Source organism: Rhizobium sp. FG96, from assembly GCF_057808655.1.
Genome location: NZ_JBMDIL010000014.1, coordinates 197,432 through 213,456, shown reverse-complemented (window position 1 = coordinate 213,456; position 16,025 = coordinate 197,432). Strand labels below are relative to the sequence as shown.

15 protein-coding genes are annotated in these 16,025 nt (G+C 60.6%); 4 read left to right on the top strand and 11 right to left on the bottom strand.

The window, feature by feature from the left end; all coding sequences use genetic code 11:
• Positions 1-742: 742 nt before the first annotated feature.
• The 3 genes from ACODR6_RS25410 to ACODR6_RS25400 form a co-directional block, all read right to left on the bottom strand.
• Entirely contained in the window at positions 743-2,518 is a 1,776-nt protein-coding gene (locus ACODR6_RS25410; protein ID WP_489025085.1) for an ABC transporter ATP-binding protein, read from the bottom strand.
• A gap of 384 nt (positions 2,519-2,902) precedes the next feature.
• Entirely contained in the window at positions 2,903-4,927 is a 2,025-nt protein-coding gene (locus ACODR6_RS25405) for a methyl-accepting chemotaxis protein (RefSeq protein ID WP_489025083.1), read from the bottom strand.
• Positions 4,928-5,202: 275 nt separating this feature from the next.
• A complete protein-coding gene (locus tag ACODR6_RS25400; RefSeq protein ID WP_489025081.1) occupies positions 5,203-7,107 on the bottom strand; it encodes a glycosyltransferase family 2 protein in 1,905 nt (634 codons plus the stop codon).
• Positions 7,108-7,168: 61 nt separating this feature from the next.
• Between ACODR6_RS25400 and ACODR6_RS25395 the strand changes: the two genes are divergently transcribed.
• On the top strand, positions 7,169-8,041 hold the full coding sequence (locus tag ACODR6_RS25395; protein WP_199626768.1) for a transporter substrate-binding domain-containing protein: 873 nt from the start codon (positions 7,169-7,171) through the stop codon (positions 8,039-8,041).
• Here ACODR6_RS25395 and ACODR6_RS25390 read toward each other — a convergent pair.
• From ACODR6_RS25390 to ACODR6_RS25370, 5 genes are all read right to left on the bottom strand, one after another.
• Positions 8,038-8,451 carry a tellurite resistance TerB family protein gene (locus tag ACODR6_RS25390; protein WP_112714368.1) on the bottom strand — a complete coding sequence of 138 codons (414 nt, stop codon included), beginning with the start codon at positions 8,449-8,451 and terminating at the stop codon, positions 8,038-8,040. The genes ACODR6_RS25395 and ACODR6_RS25390 overlap by 4 nt on opposite strands.
• A 62-nt stretch (positions 8,452-8,513) precedes the next feature.
• Entirely contained in the window at positions 8,514-9,248 is a 735-nt protein-coding gene (locus tag ACODR6_RS25385) for a thermonuclease family protein (RefSeq protein WP_489025079.1), read from the bottom strand.
• A gap of 11 nt (positions 9,249-9,259) precedes the next feature.
• The gene (locus ACODR6_RS25380; RefSeq protein WP_112713502.1) at positions 9,260-9,925 is read right to left on the bottom strand and encodes a S24 family peptidase; all 666 of its coding nucleotides are present in this window, start codon (positions 9,923-9,925) and stop codon (positions 9,260-9,262) included.
• Between the two features lie 104 nt (positions 9,926-10,029).
• A complete protein-coding gene (locus ACODR6_RS25375; protein WP_203429637.1) occupies positions 10,030-10,677 on the bottom strand; it encodes a response regulator in 648 nt (215 codons plus the stop codon).
• 90 nt (positions 10,678-10,767) lie between these two features.
• Complete coding sequence (locus tag ACODR6_RS25370; RefSeq protein ID WP_449098416.1) at positions 10,768-11,166, bottom strand: hypothetical protein; 399 nt, start codon at positions 11,164-11,166, stop codon at positions 10,768-10,770.
• Between the two features lie 116 nt (positions 11,167-11,282).
• Here ACODR6_RS25370 and ACODR6_RS25365 point away from each other — a divergent pair, with 116 nt between their 5' ends.
• Together ACODR6_RS25365 and ACODR6_RS25360 are read left to right on the top strand one after the other, a co-directional pair.
• Entirely contained in the window at positions 11,283-11,633 is a 351-nt protein-coding gene (locus ACODR6_RS25365; RefSeq protein WP_489025076.1) for a DUF952 domain-containing protein, read from the top strand.
• The gene (locus tag ACODR6_RS25360) at positions 11,633-12,721 is read left to right on the top strand and encodes a quinone-dependent dihydroorotate dehydrogenase (protein WP_489025074.1); all 1,089 of its coding nucleotides are present in this window, start codon (positions 11,633-11,635) and stop codon (positions 12,719-12,721) included. Before ACODR6_RS25365 ends, ACODR6_RS25360 begins: the two co-directional genes overlap by 1 nt.
• Here the strand turns inward: ACODR6_RS25360 and ACODR6_RS25355 are convergent.
• The 3 genes from ACODR6_RS25355 to ACODR6_RS25345 are packed head-to-tail and all read right to left on the bottom strand — an operon-like array spanning position 12,697 to position 14,840.
• A complete protein-coding gene (locus tag ACODR6_RS25355; protein WP_489025072.1) occupies positions 12,697-14,043 on the bottom strand; it encodes an MATE family efflux transporter in 1,347 nt (448 codons plus the stop codon). The genes ACODR6_RS25360 and ACODR6_RS25355 overlap by 25 nt on opposite strands.
• A gap of 30 nt (positions 14,044-14,073) precedes the next feature.
• Positions 14,074-14,571 carry a CAP domain-containing protein gene (locus ACODR6_RS25350; RefSeq protein ID WP_130279118.1) on the bottom strand — a complete coding sequence of 166 codons (498 nt, stop codon included), beginning with the start codon at positions 14,569-14,571 and terminating at the stop codon, positions 14,074-14,076.
• Positions 14,572-14,573: 2 nt separating this feature from the next.
• Complete coding sequence (locus ACODR6_RS25345; protein ID WP_025555281.1) at positions 14,574-14,840, bottom strand: DUF6460 domain-containing protein; 267 nt, start codon at positions 14,838-14,840, stop codon at positions 14,574-14,576.
• 142 nt (positions 14,841-14,982) lie between these two features.
• On the opposite strand from ACODR6_RS25345, the gene ACODR6_RS25340 reads away from it, so the two are divergent.
• Positions 14,983-15,915 carry a class I SAM-dependent DNA methyltransferase gene (locus ACODR6_RS25340; RefSeq protein WP_489025070.1) on the top strand — a complete coding sequence of 311 codons (933 nt, stop codon included), beginning with the start codon at positions 14,983-14,985 and terminating at the stop codon, positions 15,913-15,915.
• Positions 15,916-16,025 lie beyond the last annotated feature (110 nt).

Sequence of the window (16,025 nt, the reverse complement as noted above, 5' to 3'; positions counted from 1 at the left end):
TCATCAGGGCTAAATCAATCTAGCCGACCTGTCCGGTGAAACGGGGAGCACTCCACCATCCTGCCTTAACAACACGCAGCGAGCTAGGCGGCGTCACGCGTGCGGTCCATGGCTACGAGGGGCAACCATCACTCGTGGCAGCGTTAAGATTCAGGCGCTCTGCTTCGCCCGGCCCGGAGAGACTCGGTCAATGGAGTGGTCTGAACTGGATCTAAAAACGCTATTTGGATCTTACCTGCGGCCAAAGCAAAAATGTGTCGCGAGCATCATGTTCCGCTAGCGCGCCAAGCACTCGAAATTATCGGATACATGAACGAGCTGTTTGGCGGCGGCACATACGTTTTTCCTCGATGATGTCCGGCAAAAAAGCTGCTGTCCGAAAACTCGATGAACTCGGCACTGCGTCGAATGGGAATCGGTGCCGATGAACATGCTGCACGTGGATTTCGATCTTCCGCGAGTGGTATCCTCCGAGGCTATAGAGGCCCAGCTTACCCACCTAGACGGGTCAACTGTTCGCAGAGCTATAGCCGTGCAACTTACTGGGACGAGCGAGTGGCGATGCTGGTGCTCGCCGGCGCATAAATGAAGATGACCTCGTTCAGCAGGCAACCATCCTCAAGCAAATTGTCGTTGTGCCTGAGGCGGCTGATCACACCGTAGAGAAAAGTTCAGCCGCCTGGTTGTCTCGCCTTGATCTATGACTAGTATTCGCGAGCTTCTTGGTGTTCGCACACTACAATTAGTGGGAAAAGCTATGAAGTTCGTGCAATCGAGAATATAAGCCGTTCTCGATTTCTAAGAGTGAGTTGTGATCACCCTCCTCTACTATCCGTCCTTCATTCATCACGATAATCTTGTCGGCATTCATGACGGTAGTAAGTCTGTGGGCAATGACGATCACAGTTCGTCCGCTCATGGCTGCGTCCAACGCCCTCTGAACGGTTGCTTCTGATTGCGTATCAAGCGCCGAAGTGGCTTCGTCTAAAAGCAAGATTGGAGCATTTCGGAGGATCGCTCTTGCGATTGATAGTCGTTGCCGCTGTCCACCTGAAAGGCTCATTCCATTTTCACCCAACGGTGTATTATACCCTAAGGGTAGTTCGGCAATGAAGTCGTGAGCGAAAGCAAGTTTAGCAGCTTCCACAATTTCGGCTTTCGTGGCATCGGGTCGGCCAAGCCGGATATTTTCTCCGATAGTGCCTTCGAAAAGTTGTGGTTGCTGCGACACATAGGCAAAGCTTCGGCGTAACGATTCCTTGGTAATATCAGTAATTTTTTGCTCGTCGATCAGTATATCTCCTTGATTTGCATCGAAGAGCCGAAGGAGCAAAGACGCAATTGTTGATTTTCCCGCTCCAGATGGCCCAACGAGTGCGGTTGTACGACCACCCTCTGCTACAAGCGAGATATTATGAAGCACCGGTGAACTTCCATACCCGAAATCGACGGAACGAAACTCCACCCTGCCATCGCGAATGGCCAAAGCGGTTGCTGTCGGTGCGTCAGGTTGATTGGGAACAGTGTCTAGAAGATCGTAAAGCATCTTAGCATTGTTGGCAGCTCGCTGCATCTGAACCTGTACCTTGGTGAGACGACGAGCAGGATCGTATGCCATCAGCAACGCGGTAATGAATGAGAAAAATGCACCCGGAGGAACATTCAGATAGATTGATCTGTAAGCTGCATATCCAATTACACTTGCAACCGCAGCGCCGGCGAAAGTTTCGACCATCGGTCCATTTCGCTCTGAAAGCCTCACGATCTGGTTTGAGCGCTGCTCGGATGCTACTATTATTTCATCCAGTTTATGGACTAGCTGAGGTTCCATCGTGAACGCTTTCACAATTGCGATGCCCTGCACTGTTTCCTGAAAGGATGCAAAAACCCTGCCTGAAAGCCTTATTCCCTCCGCGTTGGCAATTCTCAACTGACGCGAAATATGACGCAATCCTAAAAGTAATGGGGGTGCAAATATGAGAGCAATAATGCTTAGAAGGTAATCTTGATATATCATAACGCCGATCAGTGAGATCAACGATAAGGCATCTCGAACTAAAGAAGTGATTGTTAAGTTGAGAACGTCGCGTACTCCCGAAATATTTTGATTGATTTGAGCAACTATTTGTGATGAGCGCCTAATGTTGAAATAATCAACTGACAACTTCATTAGATGTTCTGAGACGCGGCTCTGATACGAGGCTATTATGTTATTGCTGATCTTGGATAGCGCAACGGCTTGGCCATAGCTTGCGAAACCTCGAAGTGAAAAGGCTACAAAAATCGATATGCATATTAAGAAGACACTCTTAGCGTCTCGGTCAGTAAACGCTTGATCGATGAATGATTTCATTATGTAAGCGACATAAGCTGTTGTCAGTGCAACGGTTGCGAGGCAAATGCCAGCTGAGATATAGCCTGCTATATGCTGCCGCACGTTTTCCGAAAAAACGCGCCTAAGGACTTGAAAGTTGTCTTCTCGACTCAATCCCATTGCCTTCGTCCGCTTTTTACTCACCTATAACCCTCTGACCAGTGCCAAGAAATCCCTTACGTATTTAACGCCTAAGCTTCGCGATGGCTAGCAAGCGCAGCCAATTCTCCCGCGAGGGCCGCAGAGGCTTTCACCCTTCAAGCCTTACCGACGTCTCGCAATTGTCGGGATATATAAAGCTCATTGCGCAAAGTTTGTCGCCAAAATCCGGTAGCTGAATGCCGCTGATTCAAGGCGCCGATGCCGGACAAGTTCCTCCGGTCGGACAAACCGCGGACACATAATTGCTGGAGCCCTAATTCTTAAACAAATTTTAAGGCGCTTTATTGATTTTTTCATGAGTTTGAAGAACATTCTTAAATGTCTCACCATGAGATAAGTCGTGAGTGCAACTCAGGGCTCAGCCGATCAGAACTCCGTCCAGTCCGCTTCCTTGCTCTCGCTGGCGGTGCTGCCGCCGCTGAAGGCGCTCATCAGCTTTTGGCCGAGCGCGCGGGCAGGCGAGGCGGCCGGTCTTGCGGTGGCAGAGTTGGCGACGCGGATTGAGGCCGGGCGGGGTTTGGCGGCAGGTGTCGCCGGCCGGATCGGCGCGGGGCGCGAGGCGATCGGACGGGTGGTTGCCGATGCCGGGGCTGCCGCGGCGAAGCCGCCGGTGCCGGTCAGGCGGAACTCGGAGAGCAGGTTGTTGAGCGAGGCCGCCTCGGTTGCCAGGCTGTGGCTGGCGGCCGTGCTTTCCTCCACCATGGCGGCATTCTGCTGCGTGCCCTGGTCCATCGTGTTGACGGCCGTATTGATCTCCTGCAGTCCGGTCGACTGTTCGCGGGCGGCTTCGGCGATCGCGTGGACGTGCTGGTTGATCTCCTGCACCTCGTGGACGATCGCATCGAGCGCCTTGCCGGTCTCGCCGACGAGCGCCACGCCCGTCTGCACGTGCGTGCCGGAATTGGTGATCAGCGACTTGATCTCCTTGGCGGCATTGGCCGAGCGCTGGGCGAGCTCACGCACTTCCTGGGCGACGACCGCAAAGCCCTTGCCGGCTTCACCGGCACGTGCGGCTTCGACGCCGGCGTTCAGGGCAAGAAGGTTGGTCTGGAAGGCAATGTCGTCGATGACGCCGATGATGTTGCCGATCTCGACTGACGACTGCTCGATCTGCTGCATTGCATTGACCGCCTTCTGGACGATCTCACCGGACTTTTCGGCCCCGCCCCGCATGCGGGTGACGAGCTGGCTCGCCTCCTGGGCGCGGCGGGCCGCGTCTCTGACCGTCGTGGTGATCTGCTCGAGGGCGGCAGCGGTCTCCTCGACGGAGGCCGCCTGCTGCTCGGTGCGGCGCGACAGCTCGTCGGCCGAAGAGCGGATCTCGTTGGCACCGGCGCCGATCGCGCGGGCATTGGCGCCAACGGCATTCATCGTCTGGTTCAGGCGGCCGACGGAATTGTTGAAGTCGGCGCGCAGACCTTCGAGGTGCTCAGGGAAGGCCTGATCGATCTGCGAGACGAGGTCGCCGGAGGCGAGGCGCTTCAGGCCGTTGGCCAGCTCGTCGACGGTGCGGGCAAGCTCGTTGGCTTCGCGGATCTTTTCCGCTTCGCGCTGGCGGCGTTCGCTGTCGCTGAGATTGCGTTCGCTCTCGGCGCGCGCCTCGATCTGGCGGCGTTCGACGGCGTTGTCGCGGAAGACGGCGACGGCAGCCGCCATCTGGCCGACTTCGTCGCTGCGGTCGAGACCGGGTACATCGGCATCGGTCTGGCCTTCGGCAAGGGAGGTCATCCGTTCGCGCAGCCGCATCATCGGCGCGGTGATGCCGATCTGCGCCATGTACACGCCGAGCGCGATGGCTGCGGCGATCGCAGCGGCGATGATCGCAAGGCAGATATTGATGCGCTGGTTGACGGTGACCGAGAGCGCGTCGCCGCCATCGTTCAGCATCGACATCATCGCATCGTTATTGGCCGTCATCTTCGGCGTCAGCGCGTTGAGCTTTGCGACCATCATGGCGGAGGCCAGCTGTGCGGCACCCATGTCACCGGCCTTGCCCGCCTCGACGACCTTTGCCGAAAGCGCTTCCATCTCGTCGATGCTTTTCAAGAGCTCACCGATCGCTTCCTTGCGAGCGGGAACGAGGTCCGCCGCCTGCTGCAGGCGATCACGCGCCTGCGGGATCTTGCTCGGGGTGGAGAGCGCCGATTTGAAGGCCGGAGTATCGGGCTTCATATTGGCAAGCGTCGAGGTCTGCAGCACGGAGGACACCAGCGAGGCGCTGGCGCGCGAGCCCTGCATGGCGGCGAGTGCTTCATGGTCGATGAAGGCGCTGTAATTGGCGTCCGCCCGACGGAATTCGGTGATGATGTAACCCACGCCGGCAATCGTGATCACCCCGAGAAGCGCGATGACGGAGAGGATTTTTGTCCGGATTTTCAGATGTTTGAGCATGGAAAAAGCCCGTTGCATTCGCTGCGGCTTGTTGCTGGCGCGCGGCGAGAGATTGAAATCAATGTTTGAAACTCAGCTGTAATCTGCTGCGTTCTTGCGGCATTCCGAAATACCCTGAAAAGGTCAGACGAGCGCGCATCATGCAGACGGTGTGGGGGCCGGTGTCGTCGCGGCTGATAAGAATCCAGATTGCTTAATGCGCCCCTAACGGCGCGCGGCAAACCACAGAAAAGAGATGCTTGCCGCTACGAAATCGAAAATCGCATGATTGCCATCTATGCCGGTTTGCGGCTCGGCGCGTGCGGCGTCTTTTCCCAGAAGAAGGGGTTGCTGCGAAGCTGCCAGACGGCGCGCCAGGCGGCCACGGACAGCATCATCCAATAAAGCGGCAAAGCCAGCCAGCGGAGGCGAAGCGCGCGCCTTTCCCACAGCGTCATGCGCTTGCGGCCGAGCAGGATGAAGAGGATATAGCTGGCGATCACGTTGCAGCTGTCGATGACAAGCAACACCACATGCGCGGGATCCGTGACCATATCCTGCTGGACGAGGTCGGTGATCGTACTGCCGATGAAGAGCAGCATCCAGGGGTGAGCGAGCGCAGATAGCAGCATTCCGGCGATCAAAAGCTGGAAGACGACGAAACCTGAGGCCCCCATTTCGCGCAGCAGCTGGGCCGGATCGCGCATCAGCACCAGCCAGGTTTGCAACCAGCCTTTAAACCAGCGGGTCCGCTGATGAATCCAGGTCTTGGCGGTGGATGGCGCATCCTCCAGCGTATGGCTGCTGAGAACGCCGCAACGATAACCGCGGCGATAGAGCCTCATGCCGAGATCTGCGTCCTCGGTGACATTGTGCGGATCCCAGCCCCCAGCCTCTTTCAGAACCGTGGTCTTGAAATGGTTCGAGGTGCCGCCGAGGGGCATCGGCAGCCGCAGCATGGCAAGCACCGGCAGCAACATGCGAAACAGTGCCGAATATTCGAGCGCGAAGGCGGCGGAGATCCAGGAGTCGCGCGCATTGGCGATCACGAGCGGTGCCTGCAGGCAGACGATATCATCGTCCGATTTGAGGAAGGTGGCGTACGCCTCGCGCAGCTGGTCGGGATGCGGCCTGTCCTCTGCGTCGTAGACAGCCAGGTATTTTCCGCGGGCGGACGTCAGAGCGTAGTTCAGTGCCTTCGGCTTGGTGCGCGGACGGGCGGGCGGCACCTCGACGATCTCGAAATGCGGGCCGAGATCCTGGGCCTTGAGAGCTGCGATCGTCTCGCGGTCGTCGGCCTCGCAGACGAGCTTGATATCGAGCTTCGATACCGGCCAATTCAGCCGCTTGAGACAGGCGGCCAGCTGCTCCGCGACCGCAGCCTCCCGGTAGAGGCCGACCATCACGGTGTAGACCGGCAGCGGTCCATTCTCCTCTGCGCGCAAGTTGACCTGCGGCGCCGGCTTTGCCAGCGCCAGAAATCGGATCGCCATGGCCGCGAGATAGAACAGCGACACGACGAGGTGGAGGAGAAGGAGGACATCAGCGCTCGCCAATATGCCGGCTGCAAGTGTGGTCACCGCGACGCCTGCTACAAATCCCTGTTTCCCGAGCAAAACGATGCGCGCACTCATGTCAGGCTCGCGATCGAACAGCGTGTTGACGCTCTGCGCGACGCGCCTTTGGGCGCCGCGCGCCCAGACCGCCCGGCGCACCTCTGAAGGCGTCGTCACCTGCATGTGTGGGCGAAGGTCCGGCCGCGCTGCGAGCCGTGCCTGCAATGCCGGGATCTGCCGCGCCTGCGGCACGATCACGTTCATGCTTTGCGGCATGTGATGGAGCTTGAGCATCTTGGGATCGAGCAGCTGGCTGTCCAGATTGTCGATATCGTAGATGAGATCGGGATCCAGCGTCTCGACGAAGTCCAGGCGGAGCATGCGCGCCAGTCCGGCATAGTAGTTTTCCGGCAGAAGCCAGCCGGATGCCAGCAGCTGTTCCTCGATCGAGGTGCCGTTGGCGCGTGCAAGCGCCACTGCCTCGGCGATCATCGGCTTGCCGATGCCGAGCTCCAGAAGAACGCGCGCTTCCGTGCGGAACAGGTCATCGTCCTCCGCCGCGGCGGAGATAGTCTGGGTATTGCTGCCATGGTTTTCCCGTGCGCCATTGATGGCACCGCCGGGCGCATATTCCACGATACGCATGACTCTGATACACCGTCACCGAAGCGGCGACGCCCTGCCCCTAACCCGAGGCTGGATAGTAATGACACAATCCTCAATTGCATCCCTAGCTTTTAAGGGATTCTTCACCTTTCTGCTGTCGCTGGTTGTGTTTTCGCCGTTGAGTGCCGGTGCACAGCAGCCGTCTGCCGCGTTGCCTCTGCTGTTCGACTCGCGCGAACGCCTTGCCAAGCCGGATCTCTCGGCTCTGGTGCGACTGCGCTTTCTGACCTCGGTCGATTTTCCACCGTTCAACTTTACCGATCAGAACGGCAAGCTTGCCGGCTTCAATGTCGATCTGGCCCGCGAGATCTGCAATGAGCTGGAGATTGCCGCCAAATGCGAGATCCAGGCGCTGCCTTTCGCCGATATGACGGAAGCGTTGGCGGCCTCGCAAGGGGACGCCGTCATTGCCGGGCTCGCTGTCTCGCCGGAGCTGCGCAGCCGGTTTACCTTCTCGCGGCCCTATCTGATGCTTCCCGCCCGTTTCGCCCGCAACGACAAGGCCGATATCAAGGGCAATAGCGCCGCGGCGCTCGCTGGAAAGCAGGTCGGCGTCGTCAAGGGAACGGTGCACGAAGCCATGCTCGCCGCCTACTTCCCAGCGATCAAGTCTGTCCCCTTTGATAACAAGGAAGCGCTGCTGACGGCTCTGAAGGATGGCAAGACCGATGCCGCCTTTGCCGATGCGCTGCAGCTATCCTTCTGGGTATCGTCCCAGGCCTCTGCGAAATGCTGCTCGCTCTTCGACGGACCATACCCGTCGGAACAGTTCCTGGGCGAGGGGATGACCATCATGCTGCGCCGGAACGATGCGATCCTCACGGCGGCGCTCGACCATGCGTTGGCAGCGTTGTCACGCAACGGCCGCCTGCAGGAGATCTACCTGCGCTATTTCCCGAACGGTTTGTATTAGCCCTTGCGGAAGCGGGCGATGGCGCTGCGCTCGATTGCGGCGCAGGTCAGCTTGTCGAGCCCGAGCCGGTCGCGGAGCAGGCTGAGCAGGCGCAGTTCTTCCGCCTTGACCGAAAGATCAGCCGAGGCCACTTCCACGGCGAGCGCATAAGCGGTGTCGTAAAGCTTCGCCGGAAGCGTATCCTTGACGGTCTCCAGCACCACATCGAGCCCTTCCGGCCCGGAGAGCAGCGAGGCGCAATCGCGGGCGATCGGGATCAGTTTCTCGTCGTCGAAATCGCGGAACACAGGCAGGAAGCCGATCAGCTGGCCGATACGCTCCATCTCGCGGTCGTTCATCGTGCTGTCGACGGCCGAGGCCATCACCATCACGTAGATCAGGGCATCGTGGGCGGAAAGCGGCTTGTTCATTTCGGTCATTCCCTCTGTTCTTCCGAAGTTTAGGAATTGCCCTCAGGCATTACAAGGGATTGTCAGATCGGATCGAGAGGATTGTCTGCAGGCGGATCGGGCGGCGGCGCCACGGGCGCGCCCTTGCGCGGGTCGTCGCCGAAGATACCTTTCTTCTCCGTCCTGGCCTTCTCGCCGGCTTCCGCAAGCGCCGATCCGGCAGCCGCCTCCGCCCAGCCGTTTTCGACCAGCCATGCGGAGAGATCCTGCGTGCCGATCTTGCAGCTCGCCGTTGCCGTGCCCGACCAGTTGGCGTCGTCGAGATCGCAGGTGACCGAGCGCAGCCGCAGGAACAGCCGGAAATTCGTCTTGGCCAGCATGCCGCATGGCCATTCGCTGCCATCCGCATCCTTGCAGGTCTTGTCGTTGGGTGTGGCGATGACGCCTGATAGCGCGAGCTTGCGGTCGCCGAAGGCAAGCACGCCCGCATTCTCGGCAACCGGCCGCGGCAGGACGGCATCTTTCTTCGGTTCCGGCTTCGGCTTTTCGGGCTCCGGCGGTGCAACACGCTCCAGCGGCTTGCCTTCCACCTGTGCCGGATAAAACTGGCTTGCATCGTCGACCGGCCGGGCGTTCATGCTGGCCTGCGGATCGGTGGTTGGCGGCGGAGGAGCGTCGGCGCTGCCTGCGTCAGGCGGGGCCGCTTCGCTGGCGACAGCCGATGCATCCGGCCCCGAAAACCGGTCGCGCCCGGCCATCAGCATGCCCATGACGATGGCGATACCCGCAACAGCTGTCAGAAGTGCCGCAGGCTTCATGGAAGATTTTCCTATTGGCTGGCCCAGATGATGCGGGCTATCCAGTCGACATCGGAAAGCTCGATCGTCCGGTTCGGATGCTCGGGATTGAGCGACATCAATTCGATGGAGCGCGGGCTCTGGCGCAACAGCACCTTCGCCATCACCTCGCCCTCGCGTGTCTTGACGACAACGCGGTCGTTGCGGCGCACCTGCGCGCCGGGCTCGACGATCAGCACGTCGCCGTCCCGGTAGAGCGGCATCATGCTGTCCCCCTGGACCTCGAGCGCATAGACGCCGGCCTTTTGCGAGGGGGCGGCGGGAAACTCGACGACATCCCAGCCCTGGCCAGCCGGAAAGCCGCCATCGTCGAAAAAGCCGCCGGCGCCCGCCTGCGCAAAGCCGAGAAGGGGAATGGAGCTGCCCTGCGCCGGGAACGATCCATCCGGAAGTCCGGAGAAGCTCGTCGCCGGGCGCATGAAGGTCAGGAACTGCTCCATTGTCGCGCCGGTCGCATCGAGCACCTTGGCGATCGATTCCGTCGATGGCCAGCGCAGCCTGCCGTCAGCCGAAAGACGTTTGGATTTGTTGAAGGAGGTGGGGTCGAGGCCGGCGCGCCGCGCAAGACCTGACGGCGTCAGGTCGTGCCGCTCGGCAAGCCTGTCGATCGCTCCCCAAATCTGCTCGTGTGACAGCATCGTGCGTGATCCTGCGCGCTGAGCGCTACTCTCCAGTCGGCGCAAAGATTAACGCCAAGCTCACGCATAGTAAAGAGGATAGAGGAATAAAATCCTGTTTTGGGTCAGGCGACCATCGCCATGTTGATCTTGCCGAGCTGGATTACCGCCTGTGTGCGGCTGTCGACATTGAGCTTCAACAGGATGGCCGAAACATGCGCCTTGATCGTCGCTTCGGAGACGCCGAGTTCATAGGCGATCTGCTTGTTGAGCAGCCCCTCGCCAAGCATGGTCAGAACGCGGCTCTGCTGCGGCGTCAGCGTGTGCAGGCGGTGGATAAGGTCGGCAACGTCGGGGTCCTGCTCCTGACCGTCCCGGTAGTTCTCGGGCGTTGCAATATCACCGGCCAGCACCGTCTGGATGCTGCGGCGAATGTCGTCGATCCCCGAGGATTTCGAGATGAAGCCCGAGGCGCCGAGTTCCAGCGCCCGGCGGATGGTCGTCGCGTCGTCGGTGGCGGAGATGATGACGATCGGCAGGCTGGCATATTCCGAGCGCAGCGACATCAGCCCGGAGAAACCGCTGACACCCGGCATGGCGAGGTCGAGCAGCATCAGATCGGCATCGGAATGATCGCTGGCGGCGGCCCGGGCCGCGCTGAAATCACCGGCTTCGATAATGCTCTGTTCGCCTTCCATCCCTGACACGGCCTGGCGAAGCGCATCCCGAAAAAGCGGGTGGTCATCGGCAATGATGATCGTCTGTTCCTGCATCGATCACTCCCTCCCAAGAGCTCGATCCTGTCCTTCCATATGCGGCGGCGCCCGCCACACATGTCTCCATCCTTCTATGACTATATCAAATCAGGTCTTCTGCGGAAGAGGCGCTGTCTTTTCATCCTCCTGGAATTGCTTCACCACGCCCATGAAGCTCTTCATCATCTTCTCCATGATGCTGATCGAGCGGTCGATTTCGGCATCCGAAGGCAGCGCCTTGTTGACGATGCTCTTGTTCTCGAGCGCGCTGACCCGGTCCGAGAGACGGTCGAGTTCGTCCTCGTAGGCGGCGCGCTCATCGGCGGCCATGCGGCAGACCAGCGATCCGTCTTTCTCCTCGCAGAGCGACATGGCGCCGGTCTGCTTGTCGAGGCGCACGAAATGATCGCCGCTGCGTTCGAGCTGGAAACGCGCCGTATCGGGTTCGGCGGCAAGCAGCGTGGCGGGGAAAAGCAGGGTGGCAAGTCCGATTGCGATCGTTTTCATCTGATCATCCTCCGGATTTTCGGTGCGGCTGTCGTTTTTCGCCTGCGGGCCGTGGACATCGCCGTCTCTTTGCGGCAAAGCGCTGGCAACCAGGATCAGCCATTCGTGAGGCCATCATGACCGTGACACCGGCGGTTTACAAGATCGTGACGGAAACCCTCTGGCAGCAGGCACGCCAGAACGGCGTCTTCCGCGGCGCCGGGATCGATCTCAACGACGGCTTCATCCATCTCTCGACCGCAGCCCAGGCGCGCCAGACGGCGGCGCTCTATTTCGCCGGTCAGGCGGGCCTGATGCTGATTGCGGCCGATACGGCAAAGCTCGGCGACAAGCTGATCTTCGAACCCTCGCGTGGTGGCGATCTCTTCCCGCATCTCTATGGCGAGCTGCCGCTTTCGGCCGTCATCTGGGAAAAGCCGCTGCTGCTCGACGAGGCAGGCAATCATATCTTTCCGGAGCTTATCTGATGATGGACCTTTTCAAGCAGGCAACGCGCAAAGGCCTCTTCCTCTTCGATCCGGAAACCGCGCATGGCATGTCGATCGCCGGTCTGAAATCCGGCCTGGCGCCGGCCTGCCGCATCCCTGCCGATCCGCGTCTGGCGCAGACCGTCGCCGGCCTCACCTTCGCCAATCCGCTCGGCATGGCTGCCGGCTACGACAAGAATGCCGAAGTGCCGGAAGCGCTGCTGCGGCTCGGCTTCGGTTTCACCGAAATCGGCACAGTCACCCCCAAGCCGCAATCCGGCAATCCGCGCCCGCGCATCTTCCGGCTCGTCGAGGACAACGCCGTCATCAACCGCCTGGGCTTCAACAACGAGGGCCATGAGGCCGCATTCCAGCGCCTCGCGCCGATCCGCGGCGATGGCATCATCGGCGTCAATATCGGTGCCAACAAGGACAGCGAGGACCGTATCGGCGATTACGTCACCGGCATCCGCCGCTTCTATTCCGTCGCCCGCTATTTCACCGCCAATATCTCCTCGCCGAACACGCCCGGCCTGCGCGATCTGCAGGCGCGCGAAAGCCTCGCCGCATTGCTCTCGGCAGTCCTCGCCGCTCGCGATGAAGAAGCCGCCAAGGCCGGGCGCAAGATCCCGGTCTTCCTGAAGATCGCGCCCGATCTGACGGAAGAGGGCATGGATGATATCGCTGCCGAAGTGCTGTCTCATGCGCTTGACGGCCTGATCGTCTCCAACACCACGCTGGCGCGCGATGGTCTTAAGGATCAGCGTCAGGCGAAGGAAGCGGGCGGCCTTTCCGGCGCGCCGCTCTTTGCCAAGTCGACGGCGGTTCTCGCCCGCATGCGCAAGCGCGTCGGTCCGGCATTGCCGATCATCGGCGTCGGCGGCGTGTCATCGGCCGAAACGGCGCTGGAGAAGATCAAGGCCGGCGCCGATCTCGTGCAGCTTTATTCCTGCATGGTCTATGAAGGACCGGGCCTGCCGGGCGATATCGTCCGCGGCCTGTCGAAGCTCCTCGACCGCGAGAAAGTCTCGTCGATCCGCGAACTCCGCGACACCAGGACGGATTACTGGGCGGCTGCGAAGGTCTGATCGGCCCGCGGCTTCACCAGCATCGCCAGGAAGATGCCGCGGAACAGCAGGAAGGCGTTCATCGCCAGCCACAGGCCGTGATTTCCAAAGAGCGGCACGAAGACCGCGAGCGCCGCCAGATATCCGGCAAAGGACATCAGCATCCGGTTGCGCATGTCTGACGACCACGTGGCGCCAATGAAGACGCCGTCCATCAGGAAGGCGAGCGCCCCGGTCAGGCCGGTGATCGCCGCCCAGGGCATGTAGGTATTGGCGGCGGCGCGAACGTCTTCCGAGGTCGTCAGCACTGAGATCAGCCAGGGACCTGCGGCAAAGAAGAAGGCCGAGACGGCGGCGGCAAGGCCGAAGGACCAGATCGCCGTCAGCTTCAGCCCGCGGTCGAAAGCCGGGCGGTGCGCAGCGCCGATCGCCCGCCCGGTGATCTGCTCGGCAGCATTGGCAAGGCCATCGAGATAGTAGCCGGACAGCAGGAAGAAGTTCATCAGCACCGCATTGGCGGCAAGCGTCACGGCGCCGAAACTGGTGCCGATCCGAGTCATGATCGCAAAGGAGCCGATCAGCACGAAGGTGCGGATCAGGATGTCGCGGTTGAGCGCAAAGAGCTCTGAGAGGCGGTGGCGCGAGAAGATCTCGGCGCGCTGTGGCCGGTCGCCTACCTTGAAGCTGCGCAGCACGATCGCGAGACCGGCCAGCGCACCGACGCTTTCGCCGACCATCGTGCCCCAGGCAACGCCGGCCACGCCCCAGTCGAGCTCCAGGCCAAGATAGATGGCGAGCACGATATTGATGCCATTGATCAGGATCTGCAGCGCCAGACCGATGGTGCCCTGGCCACGGCCCAGCACGAAGCCGAGAATGGCATAGTTGGCAAGGGCTGCGGGCGCTGCGAGAATGCGGATCGAGAAATAGGTGCTGGTCGCCTGCGCCACGCCCGCTTCCGGCCCCATCAGCTTCAGCCCGGCAATGAGAAGCAGCGGCGAAAGACAGAGCAGCGCAAGACCGCAGGCGATCGCCGAGATGAAGGCCCGCCAGAAAACGCCCTGCTGCTCGCGGAGATCGTGGCGCCCGAGCGCCTGCGCCGTCAGGCCGGTTGTCGAGGCGCGGAGAAAGTTGAAGCTGCCGAGGATCAGGTCGAACAGCATGGCGCCGATCGCCAGACCCGCCAGCGCATCCGGCTGGCCCATATGACCGACGACGCCGGTATCGACGAGGCCAAGCAGCGGCGTCGTCATGAAGCCGAGCGTCATCGGAATGGCGATCGACAGCACCAGCCGGTGGGTTACGTCAAATGCCAATAGATTGCGTTCGCTGGTAGCGCTCATGCCTGCCTCGGGTCAGGAGGCAGAATCGCCTCAGTTCGAGAGCACCATGGCCCAATAGGGCCAGTTGTTGGAAGATGGATTATGCGCGACGGCAACGCCGACGCCGCTGTAGCGGCCGAGCATGTTTTCCAGATGATGCGGCGAGTTGATCCAGGCCTGGACGATACCGTCGACCGACTTCTGGCCGACGCCGATATTCTCGGCTGCGGGCAGCTGCACGCCGCTCGCCTTCACGCGGGCGCCAAAGCTGTCTGTCATGCCCATCAGATGCGCCATCTTGCCGGCGCTTGCCATGCGCTTTGCCTGGAAGATCGCAGCCGCGCTCGCTGCCGGATCGATGCTGAGCGGCGGCAGGCCGTTCTTGGCACGCAGCTGGTTGACGAGGGGCAGGGCCGCCGCCGTCTCGTCCTGGCCGTCAGATGGGGTCGACGACATTTTCGGTGTGGTGGTGCAGCTTGCGACGCCCGCGACGAGCGCCAGACCGGAAAGACGCAGCAAGCCGCGCCGGGAAACGATTGTGAAGGTCATGTTCAGCGGCGGTAATTGAAGAGACGGATGATGACGAAGATCGGGATGACGATCGTGGCGCCCAGCAGCAGGTAATCGCCGACGCGGCCGAGAGCCGAGAAGCCGCGGTACCAGATTTCCCGGATGAAATCGCGAATGCCGTAGACGATCTCATAGGGCGTCCAGCCGAAGATCGTCATCACGAAACCGACGATCAGCGAAACCACCAAGAGCTTCACCAATGTGCGGCCGAGCGAGTCGCCGAGAAACTTGTTCACCTGATCGGACATTCACATCTCCTGTTTGCTCTGAGATACGGTCGCGAATCGCTGCCCGCAAGCCTTTTCCAGAGCCGACGGCTCCGCCTCTGAAATAGGACTTGAGTTTTTTTGTGGCCGCAGCCAAATGCGCGGGCATTCAACAGGTCCAACCATGCAGCAGAGCCAGCTCACTTCAGGCGACGTCATCGCCAACCGCCGCGCCGATTACGCTAAGATGCTCGATGAGTGCGGCGAGCCGGATGCGGCTGCCGAGCTGATGGAGCAGGCGTTGGAGCTCACACCCGGCTGGGCCGCCGGCTGGTACCGGCTGGCGACCTACCATGAGAAGGCCGGCCACCGCACTCAGGCTGCCGAAGCCTACCGGAAAACCCTGGCGCTCGACCCCGATGATATCTTCGGTGCAACGCTGAAGCTCGCGCTGCTCGGCGAAACCGAAACCCCGGACCAGCCGCCGAGCCGCTATGTCGAGCGGCTCTTCGATGATTATGCCGGCCGCTTCGAGACCTCGCTGGTCGAGAAGCTCGACTATTCCGTGCCGCAGAAGCTTGCCGCCCTCGTCACTTCCACCGGCAGGCACTATACGCTCGCCGTCGATCTCGGCTGCGGCACCGGCCTGCTCGGGCCTGAGATCAAGGCTCAGGTCGAAAGGCTGGAAGGCTATGACCTGTCGCAGAACATGCTGGCCAAGGCCGAGGAGAAGCACGTCTATGCGCTTCTGGCGCAGGCCGACCTGTCGCTGGAGCCGGAAGCCTCCGGCATCTTTTCGGGCGAACCCGAGAGCCGTGCCGATCTCGTCACTGCTGCCGATGTGCTCATGTATCTCGGCAATCTCGAAAGCGTCTTCCTGATCGCCGACCGACTTGCAGCCTCAGGCGCGGACTTTGCCTTCTCGGTCGAGGATGCCGGCGAGGGCGATGGCTTCCATCTGGCGCCGTCGCTGCGCTACGCCCACTCCGAAGCCTATGTGCGCATTCTCTGCGCCCGCTACGGCTTCGATGTCCTGAAAATCGAGAAAACCACCATTCGCAAAGATGGCGGCAAACCGGTTTCCGGCATTCTTTTCCTTACGCGGCGAAATGGCTGAGCGCATCTTTGTTGCGATTTTGAAATAGGTCAGCATTGCTTACATATTTCGCTTGCTCGCACCTGCGAAAAGCCTGATAATTCAGCCCATAGCCGACAAGCGCCGCGATC